At 41.0% G+C, this 17,756-nt stretch carries 15 protein-coding genes; 5 read left to right on the top strand and 10 right to left on the bottom strand.

The genetic code is table 11. The features are described from left to right. Positions 1 to 109: 109 nt before the first annotated feature. Complete coding sequence (gene trpS, locus M2448_RS09245; RefSeq protein ID WP_280645874.1) at positions 110 to 1,099, bottom strand: tryptophan--tRNA ligase; 990 nt, start codon at positions 1,097 to 1,099, stop codon at positions 110 to 112. Positions 1,100 to 1,237: 138 nt separating this feature from the next. Between trpS and M2448_RS09250 the strand changes: the two genes are divergently transcribed. The 4 genes from M2448_RS09250 to M2448_RS09265 all read left to right on the top strand — a co-directional run bounded on the left by M2448_RS09250 (position 1,238) and on the right by M2448_RS09265 (position 5,507). Then, a complete protein-coding gene (locus tag M2448_RS09250; protein WP_280645875.1) occupies positions 1,238 to 2,074 on the top strand; it encodes an alpha/beta hydrolase in 837 nt (278 codons plus the stop codon). A gap of 101 nt (positions 2,075 to 2,175) precedes the next feature. After that, positions 2,176 to 3,399, top strand: a complete 1,224-nt coding sequence (locus tag M2448_RS09255; protein WP_280697110.1) for an isocitrate dehydrogenase (NADP(+)) — start codon at positions 2,176 to 2,178, stop codon at positions 3,397 to 3,399. 116 nt (positions 3,400 to 3,515) lie between these two features. Continuing rightward, positions 3,516 to 4,640 (top strand): DNA polymerase III subunit beta, encoded by a 1,125-nt coding sequence (dnaN, locus tag M2448_RS09260; protein WP_280645877.1) that lies wholly within the window; start codon positions 3,516 to 3,518, stop codon positions 4,638 to 4,640. Between the two features lie 96 nt (positions 4,641 to 4,736). After that, positions 4,737 to 5,507: a 3'-5' exonuclease gene (locus M2448_RS09265; protein WP_280645878.1), complete on the top strand. Its 771-nt coding sequence runs from the start codon at positions 4,737 to 4,739 to the stop codon at positions 5,505 to 5,507. Positions 5,508 to 5,696: 189 nt separating this feature from the next. Here M2448_RS09265 and M2448_RS09270 read toward each other — a convergent pair whose 3' ends face one another. Further along, complete coding sequence (locus M2448_RS09270) at positions 5,697 to 6,992, bottom strand: O-acetylhomoserine aminocarboxypropyltransferase/cysteine synthase (RefSeq protein WP_280645879.1); 1,296 nt, start codon at positions 6,990 to 6,992, stop codon at positions 5,697 to 5,699. Between the two features lie 108 nt (positions 6,993 to 7,100). Beyond that, positions 7,101 to 8,048 (bottom strand): cysteine synthase A, encoded by a 948-nt coding sequence (gene cysK, locus M2448_RS09275; RefSeq protein ID WP_280645880.1) that lies wholly within the window; start codon positions 8,046 to 8,048, stop codon positions 7,101 to 7,103. A gap of 276 nt (positions 8,049 to 8,324) precedes the next feature. On the opposite strand from cysK, the gene murF reads away from it, so the two are divergent. Further along, positions 8,325 to 9,611, top strand: a complete 1,287-nt coding sequence (murF, locus tag M2448_RS09280) for a UDP-N-acetylmuramoyl-tripeptide--D-alanyl-D-alanine ligase (RefSeq protein WP_280645881.1) — start codon at positions 8,325 to 8,327, stop codon at positions 9,609 to 9,611. A 59-nt stretch (positions 9,612 to 9,670) separates the two neighbouring features. On the opposite strand, the gene M2448_RS09285 is transcribed toward murF, so the two are convergent. The 7 genes from M2448_RS09285 to ribD form a co-directional block, all read right to left on the bottom strand. Beyond that, entirely contained in the window at positions 9,671 to 10,174 is a 504-nt protein-coding gene (locus M2448_RS09285) for an OmpH family outer membrane protein (protein WP_280645882.1), read from the bottom strand. Between the two features lie 58 nt (positions 10,175 to 10,232). Further along, entirely contained in the window at positions 10,233 to 10,748 is a 516-nt protein-coding gene (locus M2448_RS09290) for an OmpH family outer membrane protein (RefSeq protein ID WP_280645883.1), read from the bottom strand. Between the two features lie 92 nt (positions 10,749 to 10,840). After that, positions 10,841 to 13,528, bottom strand: a complete 2,688-nt coding sequence (locus tag M2448_RS09295; protein ID WP_280645884.1) for a POTRA domain-containing protein — start codon at positions 13,526 to 13,528, stop codon at positions 10,841 to 10,843. 80 nt (positions 13,529 to 13,608) lie between these two features. Beyond that, entirely contained in the window at positions 13,609 to 14,361 is a 753-nt protein-coding gene (locus M2448_RS09300) for an isoprenyl transferase (protein ID WP_280645885.1), read from the bottom strand. A 22-nt stretch (positions 14,362 to 14,383) separates the two neighbouring features. Beyond that, positions 14,384 to 15,091 (bottom strand): DUF6089 family protein, encoded by a 708-nt coding sequence (locus M2448_RS09305; RefSeq protein ID WP_280645886.1) that lies wholly within the window; start codon positions 15,089 to 15,091, stop codon positions 14,384 to 14,386. An 82-nt stretch (positions 15,092 to 15,173) separates the two neighbouring features. Continuing rightward, entirely contained in the window at positions 15,174 to 16,535 is a 1,362-nt protein-coding gene (locus M2448_RS09310) for a DUF6242 domain-containing protein (RefSeq protein ID WP_280645887.1), read from the bottom strand. A 78-nt stretch (positions 16,536 to 16,613) separates the two neighbouring features. After that, positions 16,614 to 17,681 (bottom strand): bifunctional diaminohydroxyphosphoribosylaminopyrimidine deaminase/5-amino-6-(5-phosphoribosylamino)uracil reductase RibD, encoded by a 1,068-nt coding sequence (ribD, locus tag M2448_RS09315; protein WP_280645888.1) that lies wholly within the window; start codon positions 17,679 to 17,681, stop codon positions 16,614 to 16,616. Positions 17,682 to 17,756 lie beyond the last annotated feature (75 nt).

The following is a 17,756-nucleotide window of genomic DNA, read 5'->3' on the forward strand; positions in this document are numbered from 1 at the left end:
AGATGAAGCCAAACAGCAAAATGGCTGAGAGTAAGATGGATTTCATGGTAAACAGGTTATATAAAAAACAAAGATAGCGATTCGCCGCTATCTTTGTCTGTATGTGGGGTTAGAATTTCTTAATTCCCATTATGTCGCGTACTTCGCTTAGTGTCTTCCTTGCGCTCTCGCGGGCTTTTTCGGCTCCTTCGGTAGCTACCTTGTGCAGGTAAGCGTCATTGTCGCGGATATCTTTTATACGCTCGCGTATAGGGTCTGTTACTTTTATAATGTCTTCAGCCAGTTGTTTTTTCAGGTCTCCGTAGCGTATTTCGCAAGTGTTCCATTTATCTTCGAAGTGCTGTACAACTTCTTCGGTAGAAACTACTTTCAGTATAGTGAACAGGTTCTCTATATAGTCCGGTTTTTCAGAGTCAGGTGCTTTCGGACCTTCATCTGTCAAGGCACGTTTTACTTTCTTTTCTATGCTTTTCGGATCTTCATCGAGATAGATGCAGTTACCTTCCGATTTACCCATCTTTCCGCTTCCGTCCAGTCCCGGTATTTTTATCAGTTCATGTCCAAAGTTATAAGCAACAGGTTCTTTAAAATATTCCACTCCGTACAGATTGTTGAAGCGGCGTGCAAACTTACGTGTCATTTCCAGATGCTGTTCCTGATCTTTACCCACAGGCACTTTGTCGGCATTGTGCATCAGTATGTCGGCAGCCATTAGTGTAGGGTAGGTGAGCAGTCCTGCATTTACGTTATCCTGATGTTTGCGGGCTTTTTCTTTGAATGATACAGTTTTGGATAGTTCGCCCAGATAAGCGTGCATATTCAGTAGGAGGTATAATTCACATACTTCCGGAACATCACTTTGGATATATATTGTCGAAATTTCGGGATCGATTCCTGCTGCCAGATATTCGGTCAGAACACCTTTCACATTTCCATGCAATAGTTTTGGGTCGGGATGCGTGGTCAGAGAGTGATAGTCGGCAATAAAGAAAAAACACTTATTTTCATATTGCATTCTGGTAAAGTTTCTCAATGCACCGTAGTAATTTCCCAGATGTAGATTTCCTGTAGAGCGGATACCGCTTAAAACTGTTTCCATATTTTGGTCTAAATTCTTTTTTCGGAAAGCAAAGATAGTCAAAATTCTGCAAAGCGATAACTATATCTTTCTTATTGTAGCTTTGAATTAAATCCTAAAATTTCTATCTTTGGGGAATGCCTTTAAATAATAGAAAAGATGTTTAAACCTGAAAGAATACTGACAGTATGTATGATACTGCTCTTGTCAATATCTGTAAATTTGTCTGCACAGAAAGTAGTAAAACTTTGGGATGGTAATCCTCCGACAGACAATGGACTGGAAAACCAAAGTCCTGAACTGACGATCTATTCACCGGAACAATCAAAAAATACGGGAATGGCTGTCGTTATTTGTCCGGGAGGAGGTTATGCAGGGTTAGCAATGGATCATGAAGGTAAGCAGGTCGCCGAATGGCTGGTTGGGCAGGGAATTACAGGTATCGTGCTGAAATATCGTTTGCCCAACAAACACAAGAATGTTCCGTTGGAAGATGCTCATCAGGCTATGCGCTATGTACGCGAACACGCGAGAGAACTGGGTGTAAAAGAGAATAAGATTGGTATTGCAGGATTTTCGGCCGGAGGACATCTGGCGTCTACTGTTTCTACGCATTATGCAGTTTTGGGAACGAGCACTCGCCCTGATTTTTCGATACTGTTCTATCCTGTGATTACAATGGAGATTGCTACGCATGGCGGATCTAAATTGAATCTGCTGGGCGATAAACCATCTGCAACAGATGTTTATACATTTTCTAATGAGAAGCAGGTGAATTCTAATACACCTCCTGCAATACTCCTGCTGAGTGACGACGACAAATCGGTATTACCAGTGAACAGCACTCTGTACTATGATGCGCTTAAAAGAAATAATATTGATGCAACAATGTATGTATTTCCGGAAGGAGGACATGGCTGGGGAATGAGAGACAGTTTTAAATACCACAAACAAATGCTCGACCTGTTGGGTATATGGTTAAAAGATGTTAAGTAGTGTACTAGATCGTAGAGTTCTAGTATACTAGAAAGAAGAGGAATATTAAAAACGAACAAGTAGTATACTATAAACTAGTAGACTAAAAAAACTAAAAAAATATGCAAAAAATAAAAGTAGTAAATCCCGTTGTAGAAATGGATGGGGACGAAATGACCCGTATCATCTGGCAGTATATAAAAGATAAACTGATACTTCCTTATGTGGATGTAGACCTAAAATATTACGACCTGAGTATCGAAAACCGCGATGCTACGGAGGATCAGGTAACGATAGACAGTGCAGAAGCCACACTCAAATACAAGGTTGCTGTGAAGTGTGCCACCATCACTCCCGATGAAGCTCGCGTGGAAGAATTTGGATTGAAAAAAATGTGGAAGTCACCGAACGGTACTATCCGTAATATTATCGGTGGAACAGTTTTTCGCGAGCCTATCATAATCAGTAATATTCCGCGATTGGTGAATACATGGACTCAGCCCATTATAATAGGGCGTCATGCCAATGCCGACCAATATAAAGCTACCGATTTCGTTACCAAAGGAAAAGGTACACTTACGCTTACTTTCACACCTGAGAATGGTGAGCCTCAATCATACACTGTATATAATTACAGTGGTGACGGTGTAGCAATGGGTATGTACAATACGGACGAATCCATCTACGGCTTTGCACACTCTTGTTTCCGTCTGGCATTGCAGAAGAAGTATCCGCTGTATCTGTCTACAAAAAATACGATACTGAAAGCTTATGACGGACGCTTCAAAGATATATTTCAGGAAGTGTACGAAAACGAATACAGAGCCGAATACCAGAAGGCAGGTATTACTTACGAACATCGCCTGATAGACGATATGGTAGCTGCCGCCCTGAAATGGAACGGAGGATTTGTATGGGCATGTAAAAACTACGATGGTGATGTGCAATCTGACACTGTTGCACAGGGATTCGGTTCGCTTGGACTGATGACCTCTGTTTTACTTACGCCCGATGGGCAGGTAATGGAAGCCGAAGCAGCCCATGGCACAGTAACCCGCCACTATCGTCAGCATCAACAAGGAAAAGAGACTTCTACCAATCCGATCGCTTCTATTTTTGCATGGACAAGAGGACTTGCACATCGTGGAAAACTGGATGGTAACCAGCCGTTGATAGACTTTGCCGATAAACTGGAAAAAACATGTGTAGAAACTGTGGAACAGGGTAAAATGACTAAAGACCTCGCACTGCTTGTACATGGCGACAAGATGCAGCGCACAGATTTCTTAAATACGGAAGACTTTCTGGATGCAATAGCTGAAGGATTGAAAGCGAAGTTAATGTAATACGGATAGAAATATTATAAATATAGGCGGTATAAAATCGTTTGATCTAACTGAAAAATTCCTATATTTGCTCTATTGTTATCACGAAAAATAAAATTAATAAACATACAGAAAATATGAAATTTGTCGTTTCCAGCACTGCATTGTTAAGCCACCTGCAAGCAATAAGCAAGGTGATTAACTCGAAAAACACGTTACCTATCCTCGATTGTTTCCTTCTGGAACTGGAGGGCTCTACTCTGAAACTGACAGCAGCCGATTCCGAAACTCGTCTGGTAACTTCACTCGAAGTGAACGAAGCCGATGGTAGCGGAAAATTTGCGGTAAATGCAAAGAACTTGCTTGATCCATTGAAGGAGCTTCCTGAGCAACCACTTACATTTGAGATAAATAACGAAAATCTGGAAACATTTATATATTTCCATAATGGTAAATATAATTTTGTCGGACAGAACGGAGATGACTATCCACAGCCTAAAGAGCTGAAAGATACTGCTGTGAGCCTGACTATAGACCCTCAGGTACTGTTTTCGGGAATCAACCGCACACTGTTTGCCAGTGCCGACGATGAGCTTCGTCCGGTGATGAATGGTGTATTCTTCGATATCACTACCGATGATCTTACTTTTGTAGCGTCGGACGGCCACAAACTTGTGCGCTGTAAGACAATGTCTGCAAAAGGAGCGGAGAGAGCTTCGTTCATCTTGCCGAAAAAACCTGCCAATCTGTTGAAGGCTATTCTTCCGAAAGAAGCGGAAACTGTGGAAATCCAGTTCGATGAAAACAATGCTTACATCAAAATGTCGAGCTATACAATGACTTGCCGTTTTATAGAGGGACGTTATCCAAATTACAATTCCGTAATTCCTCAGAACAATACAAACAAGGTGATCCTCGATCGTCAGGCTTTCCTTAATGCGCTGAAACGTGTTTCGGTATTCTCCAATCAGGCGAGCAACCTTATCAGGCTACAGTTGTCGGACAAGAATATTGTAGTTTCGGCTCAGGATATAGATTTCTCTACTGCTGCAGAAGAAACTATTCCATGCGACTATAGCGGTACAGCAATGAATATCGGATTCAAGTCGAGCTTCCTGATAGAGATTTTGACAAACATTCCGTCTACCGATATATCATTGGAACTCTCAGATCCGTCTCGTGCCGGCCTTATTATTCCTACCGAGAATGAAGAGAATGAAGATCTGTTGATGTTGCTGATGCCGATGATGCTGAACGACTAAGAACGCGATTATTAGAAACACGATAAAATAGACAGACTTTATCACTCTCGTTCAGGTTACAGGGTGATAAAGTCTTTTAATTAATAGCTTAAGCTTATGGAACTTAATTTAAAGAATCCCCTTATATTCTTCGACCTCGAAACCACAGGAACAGATACGGTAAAAGACCGTATAGTAGAGATATCTTATCTGAAAGTATATCCTAACGGAAAGGAAGAGATAAAAACCAAGAGGCTGAATCCTGAGATGCCTATTCCGGCTTCGGCTTCGGCGGTGCATGGGATATATGACGAAGATGTGAAGGATTGCCCTACATTCAAGCAAATAGCAAAGTCGCTTGCCGACCAGATGGAAGGGGCAGACTTGGCGGGGTTTAATTCGAGCCGTTTCGATATTCCTTTGCTTGCCGAAGAGTTTTTGCGTGCGGGGGTGGATATTGATTTCAGCAAGCGAAAGATGATAGATGTGCAGATTATCTTCCATAAGAAGGAGCAGCGTACATTGGAAGCAGCATATAAGTTCTATTGCGAAAAAGACCTGACGGATGCTCACTCGGCAGAAGCTGATACAAAAGCTACATATGAAGTCTTGAAAGCTCAGCTGGATAAATACCCTGACTTGGAAAACGATATAGAGAAACTGGCTTCGGAGTTCTCATTCTTCAACGACAATGTCGACTTGGCAGGGCGTATTATCCGAGATGAGAATGGGGTAGAAGTATTTAATTTCGGGAAACACAAAGGAAAATCAGTAGTAGAAGTTCTGAAAAAAGAACCTAGTTTCTATGCCTGGATGATGGATGCCGATTTTCCATTGAATACGAAGCAGGTATTGACTAAGATTAAGCTGAGGGAAATGCAGCGCTAAGCGAAGATGTTCAAAAAGCACTCATCTGCTTCATTGGCATCTTCATCAGTCGTAGGTCACATACCTTAGTATGCTCCCGTCCTACTGAGAATCGGCGGCTTTGCATCTAAGCACTTTTAGAACACTTCTTAAAGTATAAATTAAAGCATAAATAGGCTCTTAAAAATAAATGAGACAGCCTGTTTTCTTTTAGATATTATTGAGTGCCTGTTCAAGGTCGGCTCTGATATCGTCTATATTCTCTATTCCTACTGATATTCTCAATAGTCCCGGTATGGCTCCGGTTGCTATCTTCTCTTCTTCGGATAACTGCTCATGAGTGGTAGTTGCCGGATGTATGATGAGTGATTTGGCATCACCGACATTCGCCAAATGACTGATTAGTTTAAGCGAATTAATTAGTTTATCAGCATTTGTACCCGATCCTTTCACTTTGAAAGATAATACTCCACCGAATCCTCGCTTAAAGTATTTCTTTGCCAGTGAATGATATGGGCTACTTTCGAGTCCCGGATAATTCACGTATTCCACTTTAGGGTGTTGTTCGAGCCATTTAGCCAAAGCGAGTGCATTTTCTACATGACGTTCTACACGTAGGGAGAGAGTTTCAAGTCCTTGCAACAAGAGGAATGAATTGAATGGGCTAATTGTATTTCCCCAGTCACGTAATCCTTCTACGCGTGCCCTTATAGTAAATGCAATATTGCCAAAAGGACTACCAGCACCAAATGTGTCCCAGAAAACAAGACCATGATAACTGTCGGACGGTTGAGTGAACTCAGGGAATTTACCGTTTCCCCAGTTGAACTTACCACTATCGACAATAACGCCACCAAGCGATGTGCCATGTCCGCCGATCCATTTTGTAGCGCTTTCCACCACTACCGAAGCACCATGCTCCAATGGACGGAAAAGATAACCACCCGCACCGAAAGTATTATCAACTATCAGTGGTATGTCGTGCTTCTGAGCTACGGCAGCAATAGCCTCAAAATCCGGTATGTTAAGATCGGGGTTTCCGATTGTTTCCAGATAGAGGGCTTTTGTTTTGCTGTCTATAAGCTTTTCGAAAGATGCGGGTTCGTCATCAGGTGTAAACCGGGCTTCTACTCCCAGGCGTCTGAACTGTATTTTAAACTGATTGTATGTACCTCCATACAAGTGTGATGTGGTGATAAAATTATCTCCTGCCGACAGGATATTATTCAGAGCAATAAACTGTGCCGATTGTCCCGATGAAGTTGCCAGAGCCGAAGCTCCGCCTTCGAGAGCAGCAATACGTTTCTCGAAAATATCGGTAGTAGGATTCATCAGGCGGGTATAGATATTCCCGAATTTCCGCAAAGCGAAAAGGTCTGCTCCATACTGCGCATCATCGAATGTATATGAGCTGGTCTGATAGATAGGTACTGCACGCGAGCGTGTTACAGGTTCTTGTTCCTGTCCTGCATGGACTTGTAGTGTTTCAAATTTATAATTACTCATAGATATTTCTTAGTAAATTTAACGAATTAAGAGTAATTAGCTTACAGGCTAATTACTCTGTTTGGATAAGGATAACCAAACCTTTTTCAACTATTAACTATATAATGATTAAAGCGGATATTCTTCAAAAGCGTACAGCACAGTAGATAGGTAACGCTCGCCTGTATCAGGGAGTATTACAACTATATTTTTCCCTTTGTTCTCAGGCTTTTTGGCCAACTGTGCGGCAGCGAAGGCAGCAGCTCCGGAAGATATTCCTACGAGCAGACCTTCTTCGCGTGCCAGTTCGCGGCTGGTACGGATAGAATCGTCGTTGCTCACTTGAATGATTTCGTCTACTACAGATGCGTCGTAGGTTTTAGGAATAAATCCTGCCCCGATACCTTGTATTTTGTGTGGTCCCGGTTTTCCTCCCGATAATACCGGAGAATCGGCAGGCTCTACAGCTACGATCTTTACCTTAGGGTTATATTTTTTCAGCACTTCGCCTACACCACTTACTGTACCTCCGGTACCCACACCGGAAACAAAGATATCAACTTTACCATCAGTATCGCGCCATATCTCTTCGGCTGTTGTTTTGCGATGTACAGCAGGGTTGGCAGGGTTGGCAAATTGTTGTAGTATTACTGCTTTCGAATTCGATTTTTGCAGTTCTTCAGCTTTTGCTATTGCTCCTTTCATGCCATCAGGACCCGGAGTCAATACGATGTTTGCCCCTAAAGCTTTGAGTAGATTGCGTCGCTCTATACTCATCGTTTCGGGCATTGTCAGTGTTAGTTTATATCCTTTTGCTGCTGCAACGAATGCCAACCCGATGCCTGTATTACCGCTTGTGGGTTCTATCAATTCACTATCGGGTTTTAGTATGCCTGCTGCTTCGGCGTCTTCTATCATCGCATTTGCTATACGGTCTTTTACACTGGATGCAGGGTTGAAATATTCCAATTTTCCTATTACATGAGCATTAAGTCCATGCTTCTTGTTGAAGTTAGATAACTCAAGTAGAGGAGTATTTCCTATCAGGTCTGTGAGTTTTTTTGCTATTTTTCCCATAAGATTTATTTTTTATGTTTTAATTTATCTATAGTACAAAGATACGTGCTATTCACGGGTTGAGAAATCGCAAGAGTAAGGTATTTTTATACCATGTTTATGGTATATTTTGGGGATGGATATAATAAAAGTAAAAAACGTTAAGTGGGGGGTGATATATGGATTATTAGCATTATATTCGTAATGCCTTAAATAAAACCTAATAGAACTTCCTGATAATAAACAATAGTACATTGATAAACGTTTTAGAATAAACACTTTTTTTGTTAAACGTACATGGAGATATCCGAGCTATATAAGATTTATAAACAACATCCAGAAGTTTCAACCGATACCAGAAATGCCCCCAAAGGCTCTATCTTTTTTGCATTGAAAGGTGCGAATTTTAATGGTAACGAATACGCCGAAAAGGCGATTGATTCGGGATGTAGTTATGCGGTGGTGGACGAGGCTAAATATGTTACCCGTCCCAATATAATATTAGTAGATAATGCGCTCGAAACGTTACAGGAACTGGCTCGCCATCATCGTAAGCAGTTTAAGACTCCTGTGATTGGTATAACAGGAACGAATGGAAAGACAACAACAAAGGAGCTGATAACTTCCGTCCTTTCGCAGGAATATAATGTGTTGTCTACACAAGGCAATCTGAATAACCATATCGGAGTTCCATTGACTATATTGCGTATAAAGAAAGAGCACGAGATTGCTATTATAGAGATGGGTGCAAGCCATGTGGAAGAGATTAAATTCTTGTCGGAAATAGCACAACCGAATTACGGACTGATAACTAATATCGGTCACGCACATATCGAAGGCTTCGGCTCGTATGAGAATGTAATAAAAGCGAAAGGCGAACTGTACGAATATATAAGGAGTACACGTGACGGAAAGATATTTATTGACTTCGACAACAGTTTATTACGTGAAATGGCAGAAGGTATTACTTCTATTTATTACGGGTTTGAGGAAGATCTCTTTGTGTCGGGGCGGGTGATATCTATACGTCCTTATCTTGAATTTGAATGGAAGTTCGGGACGACGCGCAATAAGGTAAAAACAAAACTGATAGGTGAATATAATCTTCCGAATATATTAGCTGCCATTACTGTCGGCAAATATCTGGGAGTGAAAGCCTCTCTGATATGTAAGGCGATAGAAAGCTATGAGCCTACAAATAATAGGTCGCAGCTGAAAGAGACAAATAAGAATATGCTGATCATAGATGCATACAATGCCAACCCTACAAGTATGCACGCTGCTTTGGAAAACTTCGACCATATGGATGTAAACCATAAGGTACTCATTCTGGGAGATATGAAAGAATTGGGGGCTGATACGGATGTGGAGCATCAGAAGGTGGCAGACTATATATCTCATCACAATTTTGAAAAGGTGCTGTTTGTCGGAGATAATTTTAGCCGTATCAATACTGATTATCCGCGATTTAAAGATATGGATAGTCTGAAAGATTATCTCATATCCAATCCTATAGAGGATAGCTACATTTTATTGAAAGGATCGCGGGGTATCCAACTAGAACGATGTATAGATATGCTATGATAAAAGAAAAGGATTTGCTTCGATAGCAAATCCTTTTCTTTTATCATAGTGGCGTGTAATTAGTCTGTAATACCTAATTTAGCTTTTACCAATTTGCTGGCATCTATGGCATTTGCTCCTACATGCAATAACGCACCTGCATCAAGGATATATGTATAATTATTTTCGGTACCAACAGTTTGTATTGCCTGTCTCATTTTTTGCTGAACCGGAGCAAGTAATGTTTCTTGTTCTTTTCCATATTCAGCCTGACTTGTCTGCATGAAATCCTGATATCTTTTTTGCAGGCTCTCAAGTTGGTTTTGTCTGTCTAGGATGATGCTCTCAGTTAAGTTGCTTGTAGAGTCTTTCCCGAACTTTTCAACCAAATCATTATATTCTTTTTCGATTGCAGCAGCATTCTTCGTAATAGTTTCTCTTTTGGTAGCAAGCTTAGATTCAACATCTTTCAACTCCGGCATCTTAGAGAATATCTCGTTAGAGTTTATAAATGCAATTTTATCTTGTGCAAAAATTGTCATTGGGGCTATCACAATCAGTAATAAGATCAGTTTCTTCAACATAGTTATAAGTTCTTTATTAATGGTTAATTCTATATTATGCGGGAACAAATATAAATAATTATTTTGAATATCCGAGTTTTGCGAGGACTTCATTACTTATGTCTATTCTCGGAGATGCAAAAATAACGCTTTCGGCTGAGGCTCTGTCCAGTATAAGTTGATAACCTTTAACCTCCGATATTTCTTTTACGGCATTATATATATCATCTTGTATCGGTTTCACCAAAGCTTCCCGTTTCTTAAACAATTCTCCTTCGGGGCCGAAATATTTACGATTCAGTTCCTGAAGGGCTTTTTCTTTCTCAACTATTTCATTCTCACGTTTTGTTTTCTGTTCTGCCGACAAGAAAACCAAATCGGACTGATATTTCTTATACATATTTTTTACATCCTGTTGAGCTTTCTCAACTTCTCCCTGCCACTTTTTAGACATGACCTCGAGTTGTTCCTGTGCTGTTTCGTAGCTGCTTATATTCTTAAGGATATAATCCATATCTATCAGTGCAAATTTCTGAGCATAGCTACCGGTCGCTACTCCTATAAATAATGCAAATAGTAAAATTATCTTTTTCATATAGTTAAAATATTGATCATATATATTAGACGCTCGGTTCTTCCAATTGTTTATTCCGTCTTATATAAATAATGTTAATATAATTGATGTTGTTAAAATTCTTGTCCGATTACGAAGTGGAACTGGCTGCCACTTCTGTCGCGGCTACCATTAATAGGATCGAAACCGTATGCCCAGTCGATACCCATTAGCCCGATCATCGGAAGCATGATGCGTGCACCAACTCCGGCAGAACGTTTCAGGTCGAATGGATTGAATTTCTTCAGGTCATTCCATGCATTACCGGCCTCTACGAATGTAAGCAAATAAATTGTAGAAGATGGTTCCAATATGAGAGGATATCTCAATTCGAGAGCAAGGCGTGTATATGCACTGGCCTGAGAGCCTAATGACCCGTTTTCGTATCCGCGAAGACCAATGGTTTCAGTAGCATATGTACTTGAATAACCAGACATTCCGTCTCCCCCTACATAGAACGTTTCGAATGGAGATTTTTTATGTTTGTTATAATATCCAACAAAGCCATATTCAGCACGCGTCATCAATACCGGAGTCTTTTTGGTTTCGGCACCGGCCAAAGCTGTAAATGTCTTGGCTTTTAGTTTCCATTTATGATACTCTACCCATCTGTATTTTTCTCCCGGTTCGTACCAGCTGCCTTCTTCCGGTTTCATCGAAGCATAATCTTTTCCGTCCCATAGCGAGAATGGAGGGGTTAGCTGTACACTCAATGATATATCTGTACCTGTACGTGTGTACACAGGGTTGTCTATAGAACGTCTGTTTAATGAAAGGTTGAGGCTCAGATTGTTTGCTGTACCATCTTTTACGATGAAATATGCCCAATCCTTCATCTTGTACAATTGGTAAGATAGCTCGGCTTGCACGTAGAAATAATCATCCGGCCAGCTCAAACGTTTTCCGTATCCGACAGAAACACCTATCATCTGTATGGACTTGTTAGGGTCGGCTCCGACGCTGTAGTCATAATTGCCTCCATAACCTCCATAGCCTCCGTATCCCCCATAACCTCCGTAGGATGAGTAAGGATTATAATATCCGTAACTGTTGTTCAGATAATTACTGTTAATATCAGTTTGTTTTGAATAGTAAGCACCTACAGAGAGTGAGTTAGGGCGTTTGCCTCCAAACCAAGGGTCCATGAACGAGACGGAATAAGACTGGTAGTATTTCGCATTCGTTTGTGCACTCAATACCAGTGTCTGTCCTTCTCCCTGAGGAATAATTCCTTTGTAAGACTTCGGGTTCAACATGTTTTTGAGAGAGAAGTTTGTGAACTTCAGACTCAGCTTTCCAATAATACCCGTTTGTCCCCAACCGGCAGAGAACTCTACCTGGTCGTTAGCTTTAGATACCAGTGGCAGGTTGATGTCTACCGTTCCTGCGTCAGGATCAGGTATAGGCTGAGGATTCATGCTTTCCGGATCGAAGTGTCCGGTTTGCGCTATCTCACGTACCGATTTGATAATATCGTCACGGCTGTACAGTGCACCTGGCTTGATTCGTAGTTCACGGCGGACAATATCTTCATATACACGGTCATTACCGGATATGTTCACCTTACGTATTATAGCTTTTGGCCCTTCAATAATACGAATTTCAAGGTCGATAGAATCGTTGTCTATATTGACTTCTACGGGGTCTGCCTGAGAGAATATATAACCATTATTTTGGTAGAAGACATTCATTACCGCATCTTCTTCCATATTCAGACGGTCGATCAGCTTTTTCTGGTTGTACACATCACCTGGTTTCATGTTCAACTGGGTTTGTAGTTGCCATGTCTGATACTGGGTATTTCCTACCCATTTTATATCTTTCAGGAAGTACTGCTTTCCTTCCTCTACTTTTATGTCGATATCTACTTTGTCCGTTTTTATTGGGTCGTTATATATAGTGTCCCATAGGATAGTAGCATCGCGGTAACCCAATTCATTATATTTTGCTATCAGGTTGTCTTTGTCCTCTTCGTAGCTTTCTGGAACAAACTTAGTCGAGCGCAGGAAGTTCCTCAACCATGCTTTGAAGTTACTCTTATGGCGTGTTTTCTTCATCGCTTTCTCGAGTGCACTCGCACTAACTTCCTCATTTCCTTCTATTGTTATTTTATTTACTTTGGTCTTATTCTTTTTAACAACGTCTATATTAAGTATAACATGATTCTCTTTCGATAAATCCGGTTTCTCGGTAAGGGATATTTCGGCTTTATTAAAGCCTTTTTCGTCAAAATATTTCCTTATGATGGTTCTGGCTCTGTCCATCTGGTTGGGGGTTATCTGGAGATTTTTCACCATACCTATTTTGGCTTCTATATCCTGACGTTCCCCTTTCTTCATTCCTGTATATAGAATATCGGATATTCTCGGACGTTCTTTCAGTTTTATCTCTATCCAGATTTTGTCTCCTTGTATTTTTGTCGCCAGAATCTTGGCATCGGAAAACAATCCCTGTTTCCAGAAACGCCTTACTGCATTTGTTATTTCCGGTCCCGGTATTTCTATTTTGTCTCCTACCTGTAGTTGAGCAAACCCCAGAATAGTGTAATCTTCATACATCGGGTTCTGAATGCCTGTAACCTTGAGGTCAGCTATTTCGTATTTTTTGCTTGTGTTGTATGATATCACAGGCAAACTGTCGACGTTCATCTGGAGTGCTTTGTTGACATTACTGATCTCAGTGCTGTCCGCTATTTGGGCTTCCAATACCGATGAAGTTGAACATAAAATGATAAATGAAATAAATAAACCTTTTCTGAACATATAGTATGGTAATTACTTTCTGAATAAACTGCTATCTATATTAACTGCTAATGGTCTCTGAAATCTTTTCTATTGAAAACTTATTTGCTGCCTTTCGAGATTTGCTCACTTGTTTTCCCGAACCGTCTCTCCCTGCTTTGAAAATCTACAATCGATTTGTACAACGATTCTTCATTGAAGTCAGGCCACAACTCATCGGTGAAATAAAGTTCCGAATAAGCTATCTGCCACAACAGGAAGTTACTTATGCGTAGTTCTCCACCGGTGCGAACCAGTATATCGGGATCGGGGAAGTCTTTAGTCATAAGGTGTGACTTCACCATATCTTCGTCGATATTATCAATCTCGATTGTCCCTGCTTTTACGCCGGAGGCTATCTCTTTCATCGCTTTAGTCAATTCCCATTTCGAAGAATAGCTCAATGCCAGTATAACTGTTGTTCCTGTACAAACCGAAGTTGTTTGCAGACAGAAGTCGAGTGCTTTCTGGGTATCTTCGGGTAAGCGGCCTATATCTCCGATAACCTTTACCCTCACATTGTTTTTTACAAGTTCGGGAGTCTCATTTGCCACAGCCTGTATCATCAGAGCCATCAAGGCTTTCACTTCTTCCTGCGGCCTTTTCCAGTTTTCTGTAGAGAATGTGTAAAGGGTAAGATAGGCTATCCCGGCTCTTGATGCTCCCTCTATGGCTCTGCGCACAGCAGAGATACCTTCCTTGTGCCCGAAGGTACGATCGAGGTTTCTTTGCTTAGCCCATCTTCCGTTGCCATCCATTATGACGGCAATATGTTTGGGTATGCGCTCTTTATCTATCTGATCAAGAAATGACATCTAATCTATATTTGTTTTATTATTAGTCTATATTTAAGCATGGGCAAACTCTGGCTCCAAAGTCCCATGTAATACTTATCATTGTCAAAGAGTACCAATCATTGTTTTTGAAAAGGTTCCCCTTTATTTCATACGGTTCATTCAGGTCAAATTCATTCCCTTTCTTGGGAGAATCGAACGAGTCACTGAACAGTTTCCTGAAGGAAAACTCGAAACCCAGATTGAGCCGGTCTCTAAGCTTATATTTAACTCCTATTCCCAAAGGAATATTAGCATCCAAAAATTTCTTCTCTCCCGAACCGAATGTGATTCCAATCCCTGTAAAAATGTAAGGAGAAAAGCGCTTTGCTCCAAGATAACCGAACTTGTCGCTGTAATTGAAGAAGTTAAATTCGATTTGGCTTCCCAGTTCATAAAACATACGGCTGAAAGACGCCTGCTGATCAAACGGGAACTTGTTTCCGGAATTCCGGGTATCGCCCGACACTTTCCCTATTACAAGGTTATTCTTTATCGACCATCTCAGATCCGGATTGTACCGGAATATTACTCCAGCCGATAATCCGGGATTCTGGTATAACTTGCTTTTATTGGCATCACCCATATAAAAAGACGTACCTATCATCCCTCCTACCTCATACTTATAGTCGTCCTGCGCTTTGAGTTCGATGAAAGAGAGCAGAGAATAGATTATAAGCAGAAAAGTAAATATATTCTTTCTTTTACTCATTATCGATCTAATACTGTTTCTATACTATCTAACGCAAAAAGTAAAACTAAAAGTATATAGCGGTCTGACTTTAATCCCATCATTACTGACTGAGCTTATTCAGTCTTCCTTTCCAGATGTCTCGTACTTGAGCGTTTGAGCTAGATACTCCGCCGAATATCCATATATAATTTTCATTATCTACTATAATAGATTGAGCTGAAGCACTTGGTATCTTCGAATCTAGTTTTTCCTTTTGGGGAGCAGCTTTCCAGATATCCCCAAAACTCGATTTATATAACTTGTTACCTGTCAGTGCGTACAAATATCCGTCATACAGGAAACTTACTATTCCGGCTTTTGGCGCGAATGTGTTGTGTGCCTGATTAGAGATAATACGGAAACTACTGTCACTGTCTCTCTGCATAGACCAGGTAAGATTTCTGAATACACCATTGATGTCTTTACCTCCGGTAACCGACAGTATATTCTGGTTCAGATTGCTTCTGTTGATATTGCTTACAGATGAGAAGTCCGAAATTGGGAAGCTGGCTTTCTCTACCGAATTGAATGCTCTTATCTCGGTCAGTGCAACCATATCGGTTGTAGAAGAGAAATGAGGCGCGTTTATATCGCCTGATACCACCAGTAAGACATCTTTGTCTGCTTTATCTGCCGGCAGTACACCAACTATCGCCAATATATTATCAGCTTTTGCTTCCCATGCAACGCCGTCTTCAGAATAATATCCTTTATTGGTATTGTCTATAGCATAGAATCCGCCATTGTATAATGTTATGCTTTCCAGCACAATATCTGCGCCAGTAAGTCCCGAAGCAGCCTGCGGGCTGTCATACACCATAGAGGACTTCTTGGCTGTATGAAGATAGAACTGGTTGTTGTCTATAGAGAATGTATAAAATTTATCGTCGTAAAACAGCGTTTTCTGTTTCGATACCGATGTCGGAATCTGCATTGTTGTCTTAGTCCACACCAATGTGTCCGGATCCACTTTGCGTATAAGGATGTTTACCCTATATTCATATGCATTTTTACCATCTGCAGCTGTTACCTTAATTTTCGGGTATAAAGAATAGTCGATAGAGTCGGCATTGTCCCATGCTATCACAGAATCGGCATATAATATCTCTACCTTGCTCGGAGTTGCCAGAGATGAGTAACCAAGCGCTGTCGCAAACTTCTTCAGTCTTGTCCGGTAAGGTAAGGAGTCAGGATTGTAAATCAATAAGTCGGATTGGCTAATAGCAAATTTTGTAGTAGCTAGTGCCGGATAAGTAGCAGAGTCTAAGGCGTTATAGGAATTTGCCGCCAGCTTGAAAGAATATATCTGTGCATCAGCTGCCGGATTGATCTGGGTTGTCTGCGTCGAATCGTCATTACATGAGCTGATCGTAAAGACGAAAAATATAGCGAATAGTAGCTTAGTAATTTGCTTCAATTTCATTGGTTTAAACAGATTTATTCAAATATCAATTTGCAAAAATAGAAAGAATTTCGGCTTATGCCTCAATAAATCTAATATTTATAAAATTTTATAGTTATCAAAAAGCTTTAGATGCACCTGTCGGGAAGTGCCCCAATCGAGTTCCTCAAGGACAAAACCATCTATGACCGGAGCCTTTACCCCTTTGCCAAAAGTGATACAGGACGTTTCTATATATGCCTCGTCCCACAATTGCCTGTCAATTAGGCTTTGCAACAGTTCACGCCCACCTTCTACCAATACCGAGTCTATACGTTTTGAATTTAGGATATTAAATATATTTTGTAAAAGATTATCATCGTATTGTATCTCTATCTCGGTAACGTTCTCACCTTTGGCTATAGAAGAAGCCTGCTCTGTGAAGACAATGGTTTCTACCTTGTTGTCGAAGATGGTGTAATCGCGGGGTACACGTCCTTGCCTGTCCAGCACGATTCTGATCGGATTTTTGCCATGCCAGTATCTGGTAGTCAGCGACGGATTGTCTTTTACTGCCGTATTTGTTCCTATCATAATGGCGGCTACCTCAGCCCTTTTTTTGTGAACGAGTATGCGGGAGAATTCGTTCGAGATAGGAGTCGGTTTCGGATCTTCGTTTTCGCAACGTTCTTTATCTATAAAGCCGTCTTTTGTTTGTGCCCATTTCAGGTATATGTAGGGGCGGCCTTTAGTTTGAGCCGTAAAGAATTCTTTGTTGAGCTCCCACGCTTCTTTTTCGAGCACACCGGTTTTTACCTCTATGCCTGCATCGCGGAGCATTTTGATCCCTCTGCCCGAAACGGAAGGGTAAGGATCTAAGCAAGCAACCACTACGTGTGGTATCTGATGGTCGATGATCAGTTGAGCGCAAGGCGGCGTTTTCCCGTGATGGGAGCATGGCTCGAGTGATACATATATCGTAGATTCTTTCAGCAGCGATTTGTCTCTCACGCTGTCTATTGCATTCACTTCTGCATGAGCCTTTCCATATCGACGATGGTAGCCTTCTCCGATAATCTTTCCGTTGTGAACTACAACAGCTCCTACCATCGGATTGGGACTTACAAACCCTTTTCCGTTGAGAGCCAGTTGAAGGCATCGGTACATATATTTTTCGTCAATATTCATTCTCTGTTGTTTCTACAAAATGAGAAACGCAAATTATCAAAGGTTATTTTACTATATGTATAAATATTTCGGCAC

Source organism: Dysgonomonas sp. PF1-14, assembly GCF_029892965.1.
Classification (GTDB): Bacteria; Bacteroidota; Bacteroidia; order Bacteroidales; family Dysgonomonadaceae; genus Dysgonomonas.